Source organism: Paracidovorax sp. (assembly GCF_057642795.1).
In genome coordinates this window covers 66584-86123 of sequence record NZ_JBXYZY010000049.1, presented here as the reverse complement: position 1 = coordinate 86123, position 19540 = coordinate 66584, and the positions used below count along the sequence as shown (strand labels likewise).

14 protein-coding genes are annotated in these 19540 nt (G+C 68.5%); 1 reads left to right on the top strand and 13 read right to left on the bottom strand.

Going from position 1 to position 19540, the window contains the following annotated elements:
• Nucleotides 1-128: 128 nt before the first annotated feature.
• On the top strand, nucleotides 129-1274 hold the full coding sequence (locus AC3A84_RS18935) for an MFS transporter (protein ID WP_487971573.1): 1146 nt from the start codon (nucleotides 129-131) through the stop codon (nucleotides 1272-1274).
• Nucleotides 1275-1286: 12 nt separating this feature from the next.
• Here the strand turns inward: AC3A84_RS18935 and uvrA are convergent, their stop codons facing one another.
• The 13 genes from uvrA to AC3A84_RS18870 form a co-directional block, all read right to left on the bottom strand.
• Nucleotides 1287-7121 carry an excinuclease ABC subunit UvrA gene (gene uvrA / locus AC3A84_RS18930; protein WP_487971572.1) on the bottom strand — a complete coding sequence of 1945 codons (5835 nt, stop codon included), beginning with the start codon at nucleotides 7119-7121 and terminating at the stop codon, nucleotides 1287-1289.
• Nucleotides 7122-7367: 246 nt separating this feature from the next.
• Complete coding sequence (locus AC3A84_RS18925) at nucleotides 7368-7562, bottom strand: hypothetical protein (RefSeq protein WP_487971570.1); 195 nt, start codon at nucleotides 7560-7562, stop codon at nucleotides 7368-7370.
• Between the two features lie 186 nt (nucleotides 7563-7748).
• Complete coding sequence (locus AC3A84_RS18920) at nucleotides 7749-8762, bottom strand: porin (protein WP_487971569.1); 1014 nt, start codon at nucleotides 8760-8762, stop codon at nucleotides 7749-7751.
• A 266-nt stretch (nucleotides 8763-9028) separates the two neighbouring features.
• Nucleotides 9029-10687, bottom strand: a complete 1659-nt coding sequence (locus AC3A84_RS18915) for an MFS transporter (protein ID WP_487971568.1) — start codon at nucleotides 10685-10687, stop codon at nucleotides 9029-9031.
• Between the two features lie 317 nt (nucleotides 10688-11004).
• Nucleotides 11005-11679 (bottom strand): DsbA family protein, encoded by a 675-nt coding sequence (locus tag AC3A84_RS18910; RefSeq protein WP_487971567.1) that lies wholly within the window; start codon nucleotides 11677-11679, stop codon nucleotides 11005-11007.
• Between the two features lie 46 nt (nucleotides 11680-11725).
• On the bottom strand, nucleotides 11726-12016 hold the full coding sequence (locus AC3A84_RS18905) for a DUF1289 domain-containing protein (RefSeq protein ID WP_487971566.1): 291 nt from the start codon (nucleotides 12014-12016) through the stop codon (nucleotides 11726-11728).
• 14 nt (nucleotides 12017-12030) lie between these two features.
• Nucleotides 12031-12540: a YbaK/EbsC family protein gene (locus AC3A84_RS18900; protein ID WP_487971565.1), complete on the bottom strand. Its 510-nt coding sequence runs from the start codon at nucleotides 12538-12540 to the stop codon at nucleotides 12031-12033.
• Between the two features lie 100 nt (nucleotides 12541-12640).
• Nucleotides 12641-14047 (bottom strand): M20 family metallopeptidase, encoded by a 1407-nt coding sequence (locus AC3A84_RS18895; protein WP_487971564.1) that lies wholly within the window; start codon nucleotides 14045-14047, stop codon nucleotides 12641-12643.
• Between the two features lie 41 nt (nucleotides 14048-14088).
• Nucleotides 14089-14964 (bottom strand): ATP-binding cassette domain-containing protein, encoded by an 876-nt coding sequence (locus AC3A84_RS18890; protein ID WP_487971562.1) that lies wholly within the window; start codon nucleotides 14962-14964, stop codon nucleotides 14089-14091.
• Between the two features lie 5 nt (nucleotides 14965-14969).
• Nucleotides 14970-15968 (bottom strand): ABC transporter ATP-binding protein, encoded by a 999-nt coding sequence (locus AC3A84_RS18885; RefSeq protein ID WP_487971561.1) that lies wholly within the window; start codon nucleotides 15966-15968, stop codon nucleotides 14970-14972.
• A 22-nt stretch (nucleotides 15969-15990) separates the two neighbouring features.
• Complete coding sequence (locus AC3A84_RS18880; protein ID WP_487971560.1) at nucleotides 15991-16902, bottom strand: ABC transporter permease; 912 nt, start codon at nucleotides 16900-16902, stop codon at nucleotides 15991-15993.
• Nucleotides 16903-16918: 16 nt separating this feature from the next.
• Nucleotides 16919-17836: an ABC transporter permease gene (locus AC3A84_RS18875; RefSeq protein ID WP_487971559.1), complete on the bottom strand. Its 918-nt coding sequence runs from the start codon at nucleotides 17834-17836 to the stop codon at nucleotides 16919-16921.
• 52 nt (nucleotides 17837-17888) lie between these two features.
• A complete protein-coding gene (locus AC3A84_RS18870; protein WP_487971558.1) occupies nucleotides 17889-19427 on the bottom strand; it encodes an ABC transporter substrate-binding protein in 1539 nt (512 codons plus the stop codon).
• Between the last annotated feature and the right edge of the window lie 113 nt (nucleotides 19428-19540).

Sequence of the window (19540 nt, the reverse complement as noted above, 5' to 3'; positions counted from 1 at the left end):
CCTGCGTGGCACAAAGCCATTTCCATTATTCCACCTACACAAAGATGGCAGCAGGCTTCACAGTTCAGCCCATCGCCATCCACTCCCGCACATGCCGCTTTCTCCAGACGCGGCTCGCCCTGCTTTCCATGCCTTTATCCCTTCTCGCACTCGCTGCCGGCGCCTTCGGCATCGGCACCACCGAATTCATCATCATGGGCCTACTGACCCAGGTCAGCCAGGACCTGGGCATCTCCATTCCCACGGCCGGCACGCTGATCTCGGGCTACGCCATCGGCGTGGCCGTGGGCGCGCCCGTGCTCACGCTGCTCACCCGGCAGTGGCCGCGCAAGCGCCTGCTGCTGGCGCTGATGCTGATCTTCATCGCCGGCAACGCCGCCGCCGTGGTGGCCCCCACCTATGGCTGGCTGCTGGCGGCGCGGGTGCTGACGGCGCTCACGCACGGCACCTTCTTCGGCGTGGGCGCGGTGGTCGCCACCGGGCTGGTGCCGGCCGAGAAGAAGGCCTCGGCCATCGCGCTGATGTTCTCGGGGCTGACCCTGGCCACCCTGCTGGGCGTGCCGGCGGGCGCGTGGATCGGCCAGCACTTCGGTTGGCGCATGGCGTTCGCCGCCGTGGCCGTGGTGGGCGTGGCGGCGCTCGCCATCCTCGCCGCCTTTGTGCCGCGCGACGCGGGCCGCCCCGCCGCCACGGCGCTCCAGCAGGAGCTGGCCGTGCTGGCGCTGCCCCAGGTCTGGCTGGGCCTGGGCATCACCGTGTTCGGCTTCGCCGGCGTGTTCGCCCTCTACACCTATGTGGAGCCGCTGCTGACCCAGGTCACCCACATGGCGGGCGGCGCCGTGGCCCTCACGCTGCTGCTCTTCGGCGCCGGACTCGCCGCCGGCAACCTGCTGGGCGGCAAGCTCGCCGACCGGGGCGTGATGCGCGCGCTGGCGCTGTCCATCGCCGCGCTGCTGCTGGTGCTGCTGGCCGGCCGCTGGGCCTTTGCCCATGCGGCCCTGACCATGGCCTATCTGGTGGTGCTGGGCACGGCGGCCTTTGCCACGGTGGCGCCCATGCAGATGCGCGTGCTGCAGCAGGCCGGCCCGCAGGGCGCCACGCTGGCCTCCAGCCTCAACATCTCGGCCTTCAACCTGGGCAATGCCATCGGCGCCTGGCTGGGCGGGCTGGTGATCGCCCAGGGCCTGGGCCTGCTCAGCGTGGCCTGGGCGGCGGCGGCGCTGGCGGCCGTAGGTCTGGCGCTGGTGGGCGCCAGCAGCCGGCTCAGGGCCTGACGACCAGCGGACTCAGCGCGCCAGCACCGGCGCGATCGCCCGGCCGGTGTGGGTGCCCAGTCGCACCACCGCTTCCGGCGTGGCGGCGGCCACGATGCGGCCGCCCTCCTTGCCGCCTTCGGGCCCCAGGTCGATGATCCAGTCGGCCTCGGCGATCACGTCGAGATCGTGCTCGATCACCACCACGCTGTGGCCGCCATCGACCAGGCGGTGCAGCACGCGGATGAGCTTGTGCACGTCGGCCATGTGCAGGCCCACGGTGGGCTCGTCCAGCACATAGAGGGTATGCGGCGCCTTCTGCCCCCGCCGGCCGACCTCGTCGCGCACTTTGGTGAGCTCGGTCACGAGCTTGATGCGCTGCGCCTCGCCGCCCGAGAGCGTGGGGCTGGGCTGGCCCAGTGTGAGGTAGCCCAGGCCCACGTCCTTGAGCAGCTGCAGCGGGTGGGCGATGCTGGGCATGCTGGCGAAGAACTCCACCGCCTCGTCCACTTCCATCTGCAGCACGTCGCCGATGCTCTTGCCCCGCCAGGTGACGGCTAGCGTCTCGGGGTTGAAGCGCGCGCCGTGGCAGGCCTCGCAGGGCACCTTCACGTCGGGCAGGAAGCTCATGGCGATGGTGCGGATGCCCTGGCCTTCGCAGACCGGGCAGCGGCCCTCGCCGGTGTTGAAGCTGAAGCGCCCGGCCGCGTAGCCGCGGGCCTTGGCCTCCAGCGTCTCGGCGAAGAGCTTGCGGATGGTGTCCCAGAAGCCGATGTAGGTGGCCGGGCAGCTGCGCGGCGTCTTGCCGATGGGGGTCTGGTCCACTTCCAGCACGCGATCGATGGTCTCGAATCCCGCCAGCCCCGTGCAGCCGACCAGCGCCGGCGCCTTGCCGGCATCCATGGCATCGCGCCCGGCCTTGGTGGAGCGCTGCTGCACCCAGGCCTGCACGTTGGCCAGCAGCACGTCGCGCGCCAGCGTGGATTTGCCCGAGCCGCTGACGCCGGTGACGGCCACCAGCCGGTTGAGCGGCACCCGCGCCGTGACGTTCTGCAGGTTGTGTAGCTGCGCGTCCCGCACCGTGAGCCAGTGCAGGGCCGGCGCCACTTCGGCATCTTTCAAGGCCGCAGCGCTCGTCTTTTCTTGGTCTCCAGCTATCTTTTCAGGAGCATCCACCACATCGCGCCGCGCCTGCAGCGGGTGGCGCATGGCGTGCAGCAGGTAGCGGCCGGTCTGCGAATCCTCGGCCGCCTCGATATCGGCCACCGTACCCTGCGCCACCAGCCGCCCGCCGCGCTTGCCCGCGCTGGGGCCGATGTCGATGATGTGGTCGGCGCGGCGGATGGTGTCCTCGTCATGCTCCACCACCACCAGGGTGTTGCCCTTGTCGCCCAGTTTGTGCAGGGCGTTGAGCAGGATCTGGTTGTCGCGCGCATGCAGGCCGATGGTGGGCTCGTCGAGCACGTAGCACACGCCCTGCAGGTTGCTGCCCAGCTGTGCGGCCAGGCGGATGCGCTGCGCCTCGCCGCCCGAGAGCGTGGGCGCGCCGCGGTCCAGCGTGAGATAGGAAAGGCCCACTTCCTCCAGGAATTCGAGGCGGCTCCTGATCTCGGGCACCAGGTCACGGGCGATCTCGGCCTCGCGTCCCGAGAGCTGCAGCCCGTCGATCCACTGCCGCACCTCGGTCACCGAGAGGCGCGCCACCTCGGTCACCGGCACGCCCGCGAACAGCACGGCGCGCGCCACGGGGTTGAGGCGCGTGCCCTGGCAGGTCGGGCAGACGGTGTCGGCCACGTCCTCGGCCTCGGGTTCGGCGAAGGTCTGCTCGCGGCCCCGGTCCTTGTCGTCCTGCACCGAGTCGTCGAAGACCTTGCGCTGCTCCTTGGTGAGCTTCACGCCCGTGCCCACGCAGTCGGGGCACCAGCCGTGCTTGCTGTTGTAGGAGAAGAGGCGCGGGTCCAGCTCGGCATAGCTGGTGGCGCAGACCGGGCAGGCGCGCTTGGTGGAAAAGGCCTGCAGCGTGCCGATGCCCGCGGTGGGCTGGCCGGCGGCCATGGCCTCCTTCAGGCCTTCGAGCCCGCTCAGCACATGGACCACGCCCTTGCCCAGCTCCAGCGCGCGGGCCAGCGCGGCGCGCAGCGCGGCCTCCTGCGCGGGGGCCACGTCCAGGCTGGCCACGGGCAGTTCGATGGTGTGTTCCTTGAAGCGGTCGATGCGCGGAAAGCCGGTGGTCGGCAGGAAGTTGCCGTCCACCCGCAGATGCGTGTAGCCGCGTGGGCGCGCCCAGTCGGCCAGCTCGGTATAGACGCCCTTGCGGTTGACCACCAGCGGCGCCAGCAGGCCGATGTGCCGGCCCTTGAACTGCGTGAGCAGCTGCGCGGCGATGCTGTCGGGCGTCTGCGGCTGCACGGCGGCACCGTCGTGGATGCAGTGCTGCACGCCCAGCTTCACATACAGCAGGCGCAGGAAGTGCCAGACCTCGGTGGTCGTGCCCACCGTGCTCTTGCGGCCGCCGCGCGAGAGGCGCTGCTCGATCGCCACCGTGGGCGGAATGCCATAGACCGCATCCACCTCGGGCCGGCCGGCCGGCTGCACGATGCTGCGCGCATAGGCGTTGAGCGATTCGAGGTAGCGGCGCTGCCCTTCGTTGAACAGGATGTCGAAGGCGAGCGTGGACTTGCCCGAGCCCGAGACGCCGGTCACCACGTTGAACTTGCCTCGCGGGATGTCCACCGACAGGTTCTTGAGGTTGTGCTCCTTGGCGTTCACGATCTCGATGGCGTTCTTGGGCACATGCCCCGTATCCGCCTGGGCACGGCGCTTCTCTTTTCGGAGCACGGCGGCTTTCTCGTGTACCGAGTGGCCGCCCTCGCCCAGAGCCAGCTCGTAGTCGCGCAGCGCGGCGCCGGTGTGCGATGCGGGGTGCTGGCGCACATCCTCGGGCGTGCCTTCGGCGACCACCAGGCCGCCGCCGTCGCCGCCCTCGGGGCCCAGGTCGATCAGCCAGTCGCTGGCGCGGATCACGTCCAGGTTGTGCTCGATGACGATCAGCGAATGCCCGGCGTCGAGCAGCTTGCGCAGCGCGCGCATGAGCTTGGCGATGTCGTCGAAGTGCAGGCCGGTGGTGGGCTCGTCGAAGAGGAACAGCGTGCCCTTCTTGGCGAGCGGCTGGCGGCTGCTGCTGGCGCTCTTGGCCGCTTCGGCCAGGAAGCCCGCGAGCTTGAGGCGCTGTGCCTCACCGCCCGAGAGCGTGGGCACGGGCTGGCCGAGCTTCACGTATTCCAGCCCCACATCGACGATGGGCTGCAGCGCGCGGATCACGTCGCGGTCCTGCGCGAAAGCGGCTGCGGCCTCGCTCACGGTGAGCTCCAGCACGTCGGCCACGTTGATCAGGCGGCCGCCGCGCTCGATGGTCACCTCCAGGATCTCGGGCCGGTAGCGCTTGCCGTCGCAGTCGGGGCAGCGCAAGTACACGTCGGAGAGGAACTGCATCTCCACATGCTCGAAGCCCGAACCGCCGCAGGTCGGGCAGCGCCCGTCGCCCGAGTTGAAGCTGAACTTGGCGGCCGTGTAGCTGCGCTGGCGCGACAGCGGCGCCACGGCGAACAGCTCGCGGATCGCGTCCCACGCGCCCACGTAGCTCACGGGGTTGGAGCGCGCGGTCTTGCCGATCGGCGACTGATCGACGAACACCACGTCGCCCAGGTGGTCGGCGCCGAGCAGGCGCTCGTGCGCGCCCGGTGTTTCGGTGGCCTTGCCGAAGTGGCGCAGCAGCGCGGGCGCGAGCACGTCCTGGATCAGCGTGGATTTGCCCGAGCCGCTGACGCCGGTGACGGTGACGAGGCGCTGCAGCGGAAAGTCCACCGACACGTTCTGCAGGTTGTGCTGGCGCGCGCCTTCGAGCACGAGGCGCGGCGTGGAATCCGTCACCATGCGCTTGATGCCGGAGGTGATCTGGCGGCGCCCGCCCAGATAGACGCCGGTCAGCGTGTCGGCGCGGCGCAGCTCGGCGGTGGTGCCGTCGAACACGATCTGCCCGCCGCGCTCGCCGGGACCGGGGCCCATGTCGATCACGCGGTCGGCGGCCAGCATCACGGCCGGGTCGTGCTCCACCACCACCAGGGTGTTGCCCGCATCGCGCAGGCGCAGCATGGCCTCGGTGATGCGGTACATGTCGCGCGGGTGCAGGCCGATGCTGGGCTCGTCGAGCACGAACAGGGTGTTGACCAGCGAGGTGCCGAGCGCCGTGGTCAGGTTGATGCGCTGCACCTCGCCGCCGGAAAGGGTGCGGCTCTGCCGGTCCAGCGTGAGGTAGCCGATGCCCACATCGCACAGGTATTTGAGGCGCGTGGTGATCTCTTCGTGCAGCAGCTTCAGCGCCTGGGCATCGCCCGCATTCTCGGAGGCATTTTGGCCCGCAGCGCTTGATCTATCTGCGCCTTCGGCTACCGAAAGAGGAGCAACCGCCCCCTCGCCCAGCAGCGCGAAGAAGCGCCGCAGCCGGTCGATGGGCAGCAGCATCAGGTCGTGCAGGGTCAGGCCGGGCAGGGCTTCGAGCTGGGCGCGGCTCCACTCCACACCGTGGGGCATGAAGCGCTGAGAAGGCTCGACCACCGCATCGGCCGCGGCCTGGCTGCCGATGCGCCAGAGCAGGCTCTCGGTCTTCAGGCGCGCGCCGCCGCAGGTGGGGCACGGCGTGTAGCTGCGGTACTTGGACAGCAGCACCCGGATGTGCATCTTGTAGGCCTTGCTCTCCAAGTATTCGAAGAAGCGCCGCACGCCATACCACTGCTTGTTCCAGTTGCCCTCCTTGAAACCGGGCGTGCCGCCGATCACCCACTGCTTCTGCTCTTCGGTGAGCTTGCACCAGGGCGTGTCGCGCGGAATGCCCGCCGCCTCGGCGTGGCGCATGAGATCGTCCTGCGCCTCCTTCCAGGCCGGCGTCTGGATGGGCTTGATGGCGCCGGCGCGCAGCGTGAGCTTTTCGTTGGGGATGACCAGGCCGTAATCGACGCCGATCACGCGCCCGAACCCGCGGCAGGTGTCGCAGGCGCCCACGGCGGAGTTGAACGAGAACATCGAGGGGATGGGCTCGGCGTAGCGCAGGTCGCTCTCGGGCGAATGCAGGCCGGTGGAGAACTTCCACAGCACGGGCTCTCCGCCCTCCTCATCGGGCAGGCGATAGACGGTCAGCCGGCCGGTGCCGCGCTTGAGCGCGACCTCGATAGCCTCCACCACGCGGGCGCGCTCGGCCTTGGCCAGGCGAAAGCGGTCGGCCACCACGTCCAGCAGCTTGCGGCCGCTCTGCTCACGCTCGGCCTGCACCTTGGTGAAGCCGCTGGCGGACAACCACTGTTCGACCTGCTCGGGCGAAGTGTTGGCCGGCAGCTCGACCGGGAAGGTCAGCACGATGCGCGGATCGCCCGCGCTGGCGCAGCGCTGCTGCAGCTCGGCATAGATGCTGTCGGGCGAATCGTGGCGCACGGGCTGCGCGGTCTTGCGGTCGAAGAGCTGGCCGGCGCGCGCGAAGAGGAGCTTCAGGTGATCGTTGAGCTCCGTCATCGTGCCCACGGTGGAACGCGAGGACCGCACGGGGTTGGTCTGGTCGATGGCAATGGCCGGCGGCACGCCTTCGACCTTGTCCACCGCCGGCTTGTCCATCCGGTCGAGGAACTGGCGCGCATAGGCGCTGAAGGTCTCGACGTAGCGGCGCTGGCCCTCGGCATAGAGCGTGTCGAACACCAGGCTGGATTTGCCCGAACCGCTGGGGCCGGTCACCACGGTCAACTCGCCGGTGCGGATGTCGAGGTCGATGTCCTTGAGGTTGTGCTGGCGGGCGCCGTGGATGCGGATCAGTCCCTGGGTCATGGGTGGGGGGTCTTTCTGCTGGAGGGGGCGGGCCATTCTAGGCACCGCGCGGCTGTGTTGCCTGTCGGCCAAGACGACGCGAGTGCATGCCCGAGGCCTTGCCGGAAGCCGCGTATGCCTGCGGTCTGGATGGCCCCGCGTCCTGTCGCAGATGAGGCGCCTCGCCCGAAAGACAACCGCCCCGGGCCCAGACGCAAAAAAGCCCGCGCAATGCGGGCTTGGGGGGCGTCTTGACGAAGACAGCGTTCAGGAGGCCGCGCTGGCGGCAGAAGCCGGTGCGGAAGCCGGGGCCGATGCGGGTGCCGACGCGGGGGCCTCGGGCACATGCACGGCGTCCGCGCCATGCTTTTCACCGCTCATGTCCACCTTGTCGCCGGCTTTCATGATGACGAACAAGGACAGGGCGGCGAACAGAACGAAGCCCACAACGATTTTCCACATGCTCTTTGTCTCCTGAGTAGATGTCGATATTAGTCATCGCGATGCTGACGACGCGCTGACGCCAGACCCCAACGGATGGGGAAAGCGCAGCAACCAGAAAAAAAGCCCCACACCCTTGCAGGTGTGAGGCTTCGGCGATGCGCCGGCGATGGCACGGGCCGCAGGGGCCCGAGCCACCTCGCGTCATCAGAAGTTGTGGCGAACGCCCACGCCGAACGTGCGGGGATCGGCGCCGTTGGCCAGCGTGCCCGTGTTGTTCACGAAGCTGTAAGCGTAGTTGGCGGCCGACTGGTTCTTCACGTACGTGTAGGCAGCGTACACCTTGGTGCGCTTGCTCAGGTTGTAGTTGTAGCCCAGGATCAGCTGTTGCGCGCCGGAGTTGGCCACGTTGTTCCACTTGCTGGCCCAGATGTAGTTGGCCACCAGCTCGGAAGCGCCGAAGGCGTACTGTGCAGCGATGCCAGCCGAGTTGCGGGTGCCGACGACTTGGTAGTCGTTGCGCTGGTAGTAGGCACCGACCTGCACGGCACCCATGGTGTAGTGGGCGCGCAGACCGGCGTCCCAGTTGTCACCCAGCTTGGCGTAGCCGGCGCCCAGGGCCAGCGCACCGCTTTCCCAGTTGGCGGCCAGGTCGTACGCGTTCTTGGCACCGACGTTCAGGCCCAGGGGGTTCGCACGGTTGGCCTTCTCGTGCAGGCTGACCGTGCCTTCGGCCCAGAAGCCACCCATTTCGGGGGTGCGGTAGCCGATCTTGTTGGCTTGGTTGCCGAAGGACACCGAGGTGTACAGCTGGTTGGAGAAGTTGCCCGTGTCGTGGTTGGGCTGGTCTTGCACGCCGTAGTCGGCGATGGCGTAGTAGGACTCAGGGATGAAGTTGCCCAGGCGGACCATACCGAAGTTGCCAGCCAGGTTCAGTTCGCTTTGGCGACCGAAGAAGGTGGAGTCGGAACGGCCGGTGGAGCTGTCGAAACCGCTTTCCAGCTGGAAGCCAGCCTTCAGGCCGCCGCCCAGGTCTTCCACGCCCTTGAAGCCGAAACGGGAAGCGTTGTTGTTCACGCCGGTCTGGGACAGGCTGCCCACTTTGGAGTGTTCGATGCTGGTGTTGACACGACCGTACAGCGTCACGCTGCTTTGCGCGAAGGCGGCGGAGGTGCTCAGCAGTGCCAGGGATGCGAGCCGAAGGCGGTTGGTTTTTTGCATTTGGGTTCCTTGAGGGCTTGAGTCCAGCGGGTAGTTGTAGGCACCGCTTCCAGCCTGTTGGGCCGTGAGCGCCGTGTGCAGCTACTGGCTCAAATTCTAGGTGTAAGCCTTCGGTTAACAGATGCGAATGTAGTTTTCGTGATTGTCATGATGTATCCCCGCCACACTTTCTCCTCAATTCACCAAGACAGAGCGGGGATGCACCACGATGACCCGGCTAGCGCTCCAGCGCGGGTCATCTTTTCAGGCGTGCCGATTGATACCGGTCAATCCCCGGCGTAGATATCGACGTCCTTCGTTTCGCGGATAAACAGCGTGCCGATGATGGCCGTAGCGCCCGCGATGATGATGGGATACCAGAGGCCGTTGTACATGTTGCCGGTCTGGGCCACGATGGCAAAAGACATGGTGGGCAGCAGGCCGCCGAACCAGCCGTTGCCGATGTGGTAGGGCAGGCTCATGGAGGTGTAGCGGATGCGCGTGGGGAACATCTCCACCAGCATCGCCGCGATGGGGCCGTAGACCATGGTCACCAGCAGCACCAGATAGCTCAGGATGACGATCATCATCAACTTGTTCATCTTGGCGGGGTCGGCCTTGGCGGGGTAGCCCTCGGCCTTCAGCGTATCGGACACGGACTTCTTGAACGCGGAGTCCTTGGCCTTCAGCTCGTCACCAGAGATACCCTTGGCCGAATAGCTGGGGATGACAACCGAGCCCACCTTGATGACGGCGGGCGTGCCGGGCGCTGCGGCCTCGTTCTCGTAGCTCACCGAATTGGCGGCCAGCACCTGCTTGGCCACGTCGCAGGAACTGGTGAACTTGACCGTGCCGGTGGGGTTGAACTGGAACGAGCACTCGGCCGGGTCCGCCACGACCACCACCTTGTTCTTGGCCTGCGCTGCGGCCAGGTCAGGGTTGGCCGCTTCGGTCAGTGCCTTGAAGACCGGGAAATAGGTCAGCACCGCCAGCACGCAGCCCAGCATGATGATGGGCTTGCGGCCGATCTTGTCGGAAAGCGAGCCGAACACCACGAAGAACGGGGTGCCGATCAGCAGGGCCGCGGCGATCAGCAGGTTGGCCGTCACGGCATCGACCTTCAGTTGCTGCGTGAGGAAGAAGAGCGCGTAGAACTGGCCCGTGTACCAGACCACGGCCTGGCCGGCGGTGAGGCCGATCAGCGCCAGGATCACGATCTTCAGGTTCTTCCATTGGCCGAAGGATTCGGCCAGCGGCGCCTTGGACGTCTTGCCCTCGGCCTTCATCTTTTGGAAAGCGGGCGACTCCGACAGCGTCAGGCGGATCCACAGCGAGATGCCCAGCAGCAGCACGGAGACCAGGAACGGAATACGCCAGCCCCAGTCACCAAAGGCTTCTTCGCCCATGAGGGTGCGGGTGCCCAGAATGACCAGCAGCGACAGGAAGAGGCCCATGGTGGCCGTCGTCTGGATCCACGACGTATAGGCGCCGCGCTTGCCCTGCGGCGCGTGCTCTGCCACATAGGTCGCCGCGCCGCCGTACTCGCCGCCGAGAGCCAGGCCCTGCAGCAGCCGCAGCACGATCAGGATCACGGGCGCCGCCACGCCGATGCTGGCGTAGGTGGGCAGCAGGCCCACGATGAAGGTCGAGAGGCCCATGATGAGGATGGTCACCAGGAAGGTGTATTTGCGCCCGATCATGTCGCCCAGGCGGCCGAACACCAGGGCGCCGAAGGGCCGCACGATGAAGCCGGCCGCGAATGCCAGCAGCGCGAAGATGAAGGCCGAGCCTGCATCGAGGCCGCTGAAAAACTGCTTGGCGATGATCGCCGCGAGCGAGCCGTAGAGGTAGAAGTCATACCACTCGAAAACGGTGCCTAGCGACGACGCCAGGATGACTTTTCTTTCTTCCGGCGACATGGGCCGGGAAGCGACGTTGGTAGCCATGGTGCTTGTCTCCATGAATTGCGGGACGTGAACGGCGGCACCTCGGAGGTGCCTGCGGCCGCAATATGGGTGCGCCATCTGACCGAAAACTGACAGGCGCCGGCGGCATCGAGCGGACCGCGACGTGCGCTCCTTACGCGTCGCTGACGAAACCCGGTGCAACCCCTAGCGCTGTTTTCTTGATGTGGGAATGGAGGCGAAAGTGCCGCGCGGCACGTCCTCTGGCACCCCTGGCGGCCGGGGTAAACACCAAGGCGTTCGGGCGGGAAATCCCTGCCCGGGACAAACCCGCAGGGATGCCCCGCGCAGGGCCATCTTCAGCGCGCCGCAGGGCCTGCAGCCTGGTCCGGCAGTCCGCTGGGCACCTGCGCAGATGCCTCCCAGGCGGGGCCGTCGAACCACGAGTCCGAGCCATCCAAAGAGGCGCGCAGCATGGGGAGGCTGTCCAGGCCCCAGAAGAGCCGATCCCCCACCAGGAAGCTGGGCACACCGAAGACGCCGCGCGCCATCGCCTCGTCGGTGTTGGCGCGCAGCAGCGCCTTGGCTGCCGCGCCCTGGCCGCTGGCGTCGGGCCGCAGCTGCGATTGCAGCGCGGCCTGCAGCGCCTCCAGCCGGGCCGGGTCGAGCGCGTCGTGCCCGCCCAACCACACATGGCGCAGCACCGTACCGGCCACGAAGCGGTTGATGCAGCCGTCGTCGCTGCAGGCCAGCGCCAGGCGCAGCAGGGGCAGCGGGTTGAATGGGTGAATCGCCGGCAGGTCCAGACCGCAGCCCTGGGCCTGGCCCAGCCAGCTCGCATGGCGGAAGGTCCATTCGCGCTTCGGCGGCACGCCCGCCGGGCCTGGATTGGCATGCTGGTGCAGCAGCGCGCCCAGCAGCACCGGGCGGTAGCGCACCTCGCAGCTCAGCCCCTGCAGCGCGCGGGGCAGCGCATCGAAGGCCAGCCAGGCATAGGGCGAGACGAAGTCCAGGTAGCAGGTGATCTGGTGCATGGCGCGGCTCCTGTGGGGTGTTGAGGGAAACGGCCTGGGCCCGCCTTCAGCGGGGCGGCCGTGATGCCGCAGGCGCTGCGGCGAGCGCCTCCGGCACGGGCAGGCCGGCACGCTGCAGCAGAGCGGCCCAGATGGCACGGCGCTGCGCCGGGCCGGCGCCGGACCAAGCACCGATCTCCCCCAGCGTGCGGAAGCACCCCAGGCAGTGGCCGCCGTCGGCCGCCATGCGGCACAGGCTGATGCAGGGCGACGGCACCGTGCCGTCGCTTTTGGCATCGAAAAGGCCGGCAGCGACCGCATCACCAGCGCGAGCAGCTATTAAATTAGTAGCATTCACAGGAGCCAGCGAGTTCAGGCGACCGCGGGCGGCGGCTGCGTGACGTCGGCCACGGGCGCCTGCGTGAGCGCCTCCAGGTCGTGCGGGCGCAGCTGGAACACGCCGTGCGGGTGGCCGGCGGCCGCCCAGATCTCCTCGAAGCGGAACAGTTCGCGGTCAATCAGCGTGACGGGCGGCGTGGCATGCGCCACAGGCGAGACGCCGCCGATGGTGAAGCCCGTCTTGGCCTTGACGAAGTCGGCATCGGCGCGGCCGGTCTTGCCGACCAGCGCATCGACCTTCTTCTCATCGACGCGCCGGTCGCCCGAGGTGACGACCAGCACCGCCGCATCGTCGCTCTTGCGACGGAAGATGATGCTCTTGGCGATCTGGCCCACGGAGATGCCGAGGGCATCGGCGGCCTGCTGCGCGGTGCGCGCGGCACTGTCGAGCATGCGCGGGGCATGCGGATGGCCCAGCGCCTGCAGCGCGGCGGCCACGCGCTGCACGCCTTCGGGAAGGGTCTGAAGTTCAGCACCGCACATGATGGAAGCGTCCTGTCGTTCGATGGAAAACGCCGATCTTAGAACGTGTTCACGTTCTAAGATCGGGCAGCACGCCCAGGCTGCAGCGACGGCTGTGCGCTCAAGCCGCGCGCTCCCGCATCACCGATGACCCCTGCTCGGCCAGGTCCCAGAACAGGCCGGCCATGATCTCCAGCGATTCGCGCGTGACGTCGGCCAGGATGTGTTCGTTAGGCGCGTGCTGCGAGCAGGCCGGGTAGGAGTGCGGCACCCACAGCGTGGGCAGGCCCAGGGTTTCAGAGAACACGTCGTTGGGCAGGGAGCCGCCCAGGTTGGGCAGCAGCGCCGGGCGCCGGCCGGTGGTGCGCTCCATCGAGGCCAGGCCCCAGCGCACCCAGGCGTCGTCCGGGTCCAGCCGCGTGGCGGCCATGTGGACATCGGTGCCGCGCACCTCGACGTCGTCGAAGCCGTGCGCGGCCAGGTGGGCGCGGATGTGGTCGAGGAAGTGCGCCGCATCGCTGCCCACCACGTAGCGCATGTGGCAGTGCGCCCGCGCCGTGGCCGGAATGGCATGGACCGGCATGGCCGGGTTGCCGCAGGTGAAGGCCAGCACCTCCAGGCTGTTCCAGCCGATGACGCGCTCGGCGGGCGTGAGGCCGGGCTCGCCCCAGTCCGGGTCGATCTCCGGGTCGCCGGTGCTGCCGCCGACCTCGATGTCGCGCAAGGCCACGCGCACGCTCTCGGGCAGTTCCTCGGGCAGCAGGCCCGGCACCAGGATGCGGCCCTTCGCATCCACCAGGGTGGCGATGGCGTGTGCCAGGCGGATGCCCGGGTTGCGCAGCAGCCCGCCCCAGTTGCCGGAGTGGTGGCCGCCGTCGCGCAGATCGAGGTGCAGGTCGAAGTTGAAGACGCCGCGCGAGCCCAGGAACATCGTGGCCCGCGAGGCCGACACGCGGGGGCCGTCGGAGGCGAGGAACAGGTCGGCGGCCAGGAAGTCGCGGTGCAGTGCGCAGACCTCGTCGAGGCCGGGCGAGCCGTCTTCCTCGCCCATCTCCAGGATGATCTTCACGTTGTAGCCCAGCACGCCGTCGCGGGCCTGGAGCACCTGCTCCAGCGCGGTGAAGTTGATGGTGTGCTGGCCCTTGTTGTCGGCCGTGCCGCGGCCGTACCAGCGGTTGCCGTCCACCACGATCTTCCAGGGCTGCAGGCCTTCGCGCCACTGTGCCTCGTAGCCGCGCACCACGTCGCCGTGGCCGTAGGTGAGCACGGTGAAGGCGGCGCCGGCCTCGATGCGCTCGGCCAGCAGGAAGGGGCTCTTGCCCGGCAAGGGGTTGTCCACGATGCGGCAGCCGAAACCCAGCTGTTGCAGCAGCGGCGCGATCTCGTCGCGCAGGTAAGCGTACAGCTGCGGCAGGCTGGCGGCGTCCTGGCTCTCTGTGCGGAAGGCGACGCGGCGGTCGAGCGTTGCCTGGAAGCGCCCGTCGTCGAAGACGGCGACGGTGCGTGCGATGGCGGATTCACGGCTCATGGCGGGCTCTCGGGTGGCGGTAAAGAAGGTGGTGCGGTGTGTCAGGCGACGGCCTCGCGGCCGATGTCGGGCAGGCCCAGCCCGGGCTCGGGCGTGAGTGCGGAGGCCAGCAGCATGCGGGTGTAGGGGTGCTGCGCGGCGGCGAAGATCTGCTCGCGCGTGCCCTGCTCGACGATGCGGCCCCGGTGCATCACGGCCACGCGGTCCACCAGATGCTCCACCACGCCCAGGTCGTGGCTGATGAACAGATAGGTGAGGCCGAACTCGGCCTTGAGGTCCAGCAGCAGGTTCAGGATCTGTGCCTGCACCGATACGTCGAGCGCCGAGGTGGGCTCGTCGCAGACCAGGATCTCGGGCCGCAGCACCAGGGCGCGGGCGATGGCCACGCGCTGGCGCTGGCCGCCCGAGAGCTGGTTGGGGTATTGCCGGTGCGTGCGCTCGGGCATGCCGACCAGGTCGAGCATGGCCTTGACGGCGCGCTCCTGCTCGGCCGCCGTGCCCACGCCGTGCAGGCGCAGCGGCACGCCGACGATGTCGGCCACGGTGCGGCGCGGGTTGAGCGACGAGTACGGGTCCTGGAAGATGGGCTGGATGCGGCGGGCCAGCGGGCGGCGCTGGCGCGGGTCGATCTCCTTGCCTCCGATCAGCACGTTGCCCGACGTGGGCGGCAGCAGGCCCAGCAGCATCTTGGCCAGCGTGCTCTTGCCGCAGCCGGACTCGCCCACCAGGCCCAGCGTTTCGCCCTTGCGGATGCGCAGCGACACATCGCTCACCGCCTCGATGCTGCCCGCGGGCTTGAAGAGGCCGCGCTTGAGCTTGAAGCTGCGGCTGAGCGCGCACAGCTCCAACGCGATGTCTTCGGAGCCGCCCACCGCCCCCGATTGCAAAGGCAGCTTCCAGGCCAGGGAATCGGTCATGGCGTTCATGCGGCCTCCGCCAGTGCCTGGGTTGCGGGGTGGACGGCGGCGACGCAGCGCACGGCGTGGCCCGGCGCCACGTCGGCAAAGGGCGGTGCCACGCTGCAGGCCGGCCGGACCTGGCTGCAGCGGTTGGCGAAGGCGCAGCCCTGCACCTCGCCGACGAGGCTGGGCACCACGCCGGGAATGGCCTGCAGCCGGCTGCCCGGCAGCGTCTTGCCACGCACCGGAATGCAGCGCAGCAGGCCCTGGGTGTAGGGGTGCGATGGCTGCTCGAACAGCTGGCCCACGGGCGCCGTCTCGACCACCTCGCCCGCGTACATCACGGCCACGCGGTCGGCGATGCGCGCCACCACGCCCAAATCGTGCGTGATGAACACCACCGCGGTACCGAACTCCTGCTGCAGCTCGCGGATGAGGCGCAGGATCTGCGCCTGGATGGTCACGTCCAGCGCGGTGGTGGGCTCGTCGGCGATGATGAGGTCGGGCCCGCACATCAGCGCCATGGCGATCATCACGCGCTGGCGCAGGCCGCCCGAGAGCTGGTGCGGGTACTGGCGCAGGCGGTCGGCCGCCTGGGGCACGCCGGCGCGCTCCAGCAGGTAGAGGGCGCGCTCGCGCGCCTCTGCGGCCGTCACCTTGCGGTGGGCGCGCAGCGCCTCGCACAGCTGGTCGCCCAGCGTGTACGAGGGGTTCAGCGAAGTCATGGGTTCCTGGAAGATCATGGACATGCGCGCGCCGCGCAGCCGGGACATGCCGCGCTCGTCCTGCGCCTGCAGGTCGATGCCGTCGAACTGCAAGCGGTCGGCCGACCGCCGGGCCCTGGCGGGCAGCAGGCCCATCAGCGCCAGCGAGGTCATGGACTTGCCGCAGCCCGACTCGCCCACCAGGCACAGCATCTCGCCGCGCCGCACATGGAAGTCGATGCCGCGTACGGCATGCAGCATGCCGCGCTCGGTAGGCAGATCGACACGCAGGTTCTTCACATCGAGAAGGATGCTCATCGGGGGTTCTCCTCGGTTGCGTTCAATGGCGGCCATCAGGAGCGGCCACGTCGCGGATGCCGTCGCCCACGAGGTTGATGGCCAGCACCAGCACCGCGAGCACCACGCCTGGGATCATGATCACCCAGGGCTGGAAGAACATGTACGCCTTGCCCTCGGCCACCATCAGGCCCCACGAGGGCGTGGGCGGCTGCACGCCCAGGCCCAGGAAGGAGAGCGTGGATTCAAGCAGGATGGCGTGGGCCATCTCCAGCGTGGCCACCACGGTGAGCGCGCCCATCAGGTTGGGCAGCAGCTCGCGCACCAATATGTAAGGCGTGGAGGCGCCCAGGCTCTTGGCGGCGGCGATGAACTCGGCATCGCGCAGCTGCTGCGTGGCCGATCGCGTGACGATGGCGAAGCGGTCCCACAGCAAGAGGCTCAGCAGCACGATCACCACCTTGAGCGAGCCGCCCACCAGCGAGGCCATGGCCAGGGCCACCAGCACCACGGGCATGGCCAGACGGCAGGTGATGACGTAGCTCACCACCGCGTCCACCCGGCCGCCGAAGTAGCCGGCCAGCACGCCCAGGGTGGTGCCGATCAGCCCGGCGACGAGCGCGGTGACGAAGCCGATCACCAGCGACACGCGCGCGCCGTAGAGCAGGCGGCTCAGGTAGTCGCGCCCCAGCTTGTCGGTGCCCAGCACGTGCTCCCAGGTGCCGCGCTCCTGCCACACGGGCGGGATGAGGCGCTGCGTCACGTCCTGCGCGAAGGGGTCGTGCGGTGCGAGCCAGGGCGCGAACACCGCGGCCAGCACGGCCAGGCCGAGCACGATGCTGCCGATCAGCAGCCCGCGGTGGCCAGCCGCGCGGCGCAGCGTGCGGCGCCAGGCCGGCACGGGCAGCGCGGCCAGCGCCGCGGTGCCGGGCAGGGGCAAGGAGGTCGTCGTCATGGAATGCCTTCTTTTCTCAGCGGGTGCGCATGCGCGGGTCGAGCGCGGCGTTGAGCACGTCGGCCACGAAGGTGAGCGCGATGTAGAACGTGGCGATGATGAGCACCACGGCCTGCACCACGGGGTAGTCGTTGCGGGCGATGGAGTCCCACGCGAGCTGGCCCAGGCCCTGCAGCGAATAGACCGACTCGATCACCACCGAGCCGCCCAGCATGAAGCCCAGTTCCACCGCCGCCAGCGCCACCACGGGAATGATGGCGTTGCGCAGCGCGTGCTTGAACACCACGCGCGCCGGCGAAAGGCCCTTGGCGCGCGCCGTGCGGATGTAGTCCGAGCCCATCACGTCCAGCATGCCGGCGCGGGTCAGCCGCATGAGCGAGGGCATGGCGTAGTAGCCCAGCGCCACCGCCGGCAGCACGAAGTTCTGCCAGCTGGTGTTGCCCGCCACGGGCAGCCATTTCAGGCCCACCGAGAACACCACGATCAGCGCCAGCGCGAACCAGAAGTTGGGCATGGCCTGGCCGATGGTGGCCACCAGCAGGGCCAGGCGGTCCACCCAGGTGTCGCGGTAGAGCGCCGCCGCCACGCCCAGCGGGATGGCCACGGCCACGGCCAGCAGCAGCGACACGGCACCGAGCTTGAGCGTGATCGGCAGGCGCTCGCCCACCAGCTCCATCACCGTGTTCTGGAAGTAGAACGAGCGGCCGAAGTCCAACTGCAGGGCCGAGCCCAGCCATTCGACGAACTGGGTGACCATGGGCCGGTCCAGGCCGTACTGCACGCGGATCTTCTCCACGTCGGCAGCGCTCGATTCGGGGCCGGCGATGGCCGTGGCCAGGTCGCCCGAGAGGTGCAGCAGCAGGAAGCTCACCACCGCGACGGTGAGCATCACGGCCAGCGCCACCGCCAGCCTGCGCAGGATGTAGGTCAGCATGGTCTTGTCAGCGTGGGGGTTGCAGGGCGTTCACCAGGCGCGCGGCGGCCGGTCACTTCCAGCGCGCCTGGGCGAAGCGCGGCAGCTCGTCGGGCCAGGCGTCGAAGGCCAGCTCCTTGGTGAAGGCGTAGTTGGTCGAGTAGGAGAAGATCGGCGCCCACATCGCCTCCTTGCTGATGCGCTCCAGCGCCTGGCCGTACTTGGCGAGGCGGTCGGTCTTGTCGGTACTGCTGTCGGCGGTCTGCAGCAAGGCGATGGTCTGCGCGTCCTTGGCCGTGTCGTCCGGCCCGCCCTTGAAGAAATTGCCGGCGAAGGCCGAGGCATCGCTGATGGAATAGGAGCCCCAGGCCTGGAAGGAGAGCGGCGCGCGGCCGGAACGGACCTCGGTGCGCAGCGCCGGGTACTGCACGAAATGCAGCCGGGCTCGGATGCCCACCTTGCGCAGGTCGCCGATCAGCGCCTCGGCGTACTCGCGCTCGCGGTAGGCCCACAGGTCGGTGTCGAATCCGTTGGGGTAGCCCGCCTGCGCCAGCAGCTCCTTGGCCTTGGCGGGGTTGTATTCGTAGCGAACCACCTTGCTGGTCACGCAGCCCACCTGCATGCGAAAGCACGGCGCATACACAGGCTGGCTGCCGCCGCGCACCAGGCTGTCAGCGAAGCCCTTGCGGTTGATGGCGTAGTTCACGGCCTGGCGCACGCGCACGTCCTTGAAGGGCGCGGACTCGGGCGTGGTGCCCACGTTGTTGATGGAGACGAAGCCCACGCGCATGGTCTCGCCGCTGAGCACCGTGATCTGGGGCATGCTGGCCTTCATGGACTCGGCCTGGTCGGCCGGCACGCGCCAGATCCAGTCGATGGCACCCGTCATGAGCTGGGCGGCGCGGGCCTCGGGGTCGCGTACCACCACGAACTTCACCGTGCCGATCTGCGGCTGGCCCACGGGGCTGTCCTTGAAATAGGCCGGGTTCTTGACCATGGTCACGCCCTGCCCGGGCACCACGGCCGTGATCTTGTAGGGGCCGGTGCCCACGGGGGCCTTGCTGAAGCCTTCCAGTCCCACCTTCTTGAAATACGCCGCGGGGTAGATGGGCGTGGGGCCGGCCAGGTATTCGAGCGCGGCGGGGAACGGCGTCTTGAGATGGATGCGTACCTGCAGCGGGCCCACCACCTCGACGTTCTTGATCCAGTCGGTGTTCTGGCGCGTGGCGATCTTGGCGTCAGGCCCGTTGACCACGTTGAAGGTGAAGGCCACATCCTCGGCACCGAACGCGTCGCCGTTATGGAACTTCACGCCCGGGCGCAGCGTGACCAGCAGCGCCGTGGGGGACTCCCACTTCCACGCGGTGGCCAGCAGGGGCTTGTGCTCGCCGGTCTTGGGATCGCGGTAGATCAGCGTGTCCCAGGCCATGTTGGCCAGGATCACGCCTTCGCGCATGTTGTTGTGGTAGGGACTCACGTTCTCGACCTCGTTGTCCGAGGCATAGACCAGCGTGTCGTTGGCCTTGCCCGCATGGGCTGCGGCAGCGAGGGACAAGGCCGTGAAAACCGTAGCGCAGCCGCGGCGCACCAGCGTGGAGGAAAGATGACCCATTTCGGAAACTCCTTCGTCAGACAAACAACGCAACGCGTGTCGAGGAGCAAGAATGGGACACAAAGGCCATTCGCACTACTACCGTTTTCGCAGCCCTGCGATGCTGCCGCGGC

Bases quoted from the DNA above. Each gene is read 5' to 3' on its own strand.
- AC3A84_RS18935 (WP_487971573.1), top strand. From the start codon at position 129: ATGCCTTTATCCCTTCTCGCACTCGCTGCCGGCGCCTTCGGCATCGGC.
- uvrA (WP_487971572.1), bottom strand. From the start codon at position 7,121: ATGACCCAGGGACTGATCCGCATCCACGGCGCCCGCCAGCACAACCTC.
- AC3A84_RS18925 (WP_487971570.1), bottom strand. From the start codon at position 7,562: ATGTGGAAAATCGTTGTGGGCTTCGTTCTGTTCGCCGCCCTGTCCTTG.
- AC3A84_RS18920 (WP_487971569.1), bottom strand. From the start codon at position 8,762: ATGCAAAAAACCAACCGCCTTCGGCTCGCATCCCTGGCACTGCTGAGC.
- AC3A84_RS18915 (WP_487971568.1), bottom strand. From the start codon at position 10,687: ATGGCTACCAACGTCGCTTCCCGGCCCATGTCGCCGGAAGAAAGAAAA.
- AC3A84_RS18910 (WP_487971567.1), bottom strand. From the start codon at position 11,679: ATGCACCAGATCACCTGCTACCTGGACTTCGTCTCGCCCTATGCCTGG.
- AC3A84_RS18900 (WP_487971565.1), bottom strand. From the start codon at position 12,540: ATGTGCGGTGCTGAACTTCAGACCCTTCCCGAAGGCGTGCAGCGCGTG.
- AC3A84_RS18895 (WP_487971564.1), bottom strand. From the start codon at position 14,047: ATGAGCCGTGAATCCGCCATCGCACGCACCGTCGCCGTCTTCGACGAC.
- AC3A84_RS18890 (WP_487971562.1), bottom strand. From the start codon at position 14,964: ATGACCGATTCCCTGGCCTGGAAGCTGCCTTTGCAATCGGGGGCGGTG.
- AC3A84_RS18885 (WP_487971561.1), bottom strand. From the start codon at position 15,968: ATGAGCATCCTTCTCGATGTGAAGAACCTGCGTGTCGATCTGCCTACC.
- AC3A84_RS18880 (WP_487971560.1), bottom strand. From the start codon at position 16,902: ATGACGACGACCTCCTTGCCCCTGCCCGGCACCGCGGCGCTGGCCGCG.
- AC3A84_RS18875 (WP_487971559.1), bottom strand. From the start codon at position 17,836: ATGCTGACCTACATCCTGCGCAGGCTGGCGGTGGCGCTGGCCGTGATG.
- AC3A84_RS18870 (WP_487971558.1), bottom strand. From the start codon at position 19,427: ATGGGTCATCTTTCCTCCACGCTGGTGCGCCGCGGCTGCGCTACGGTT.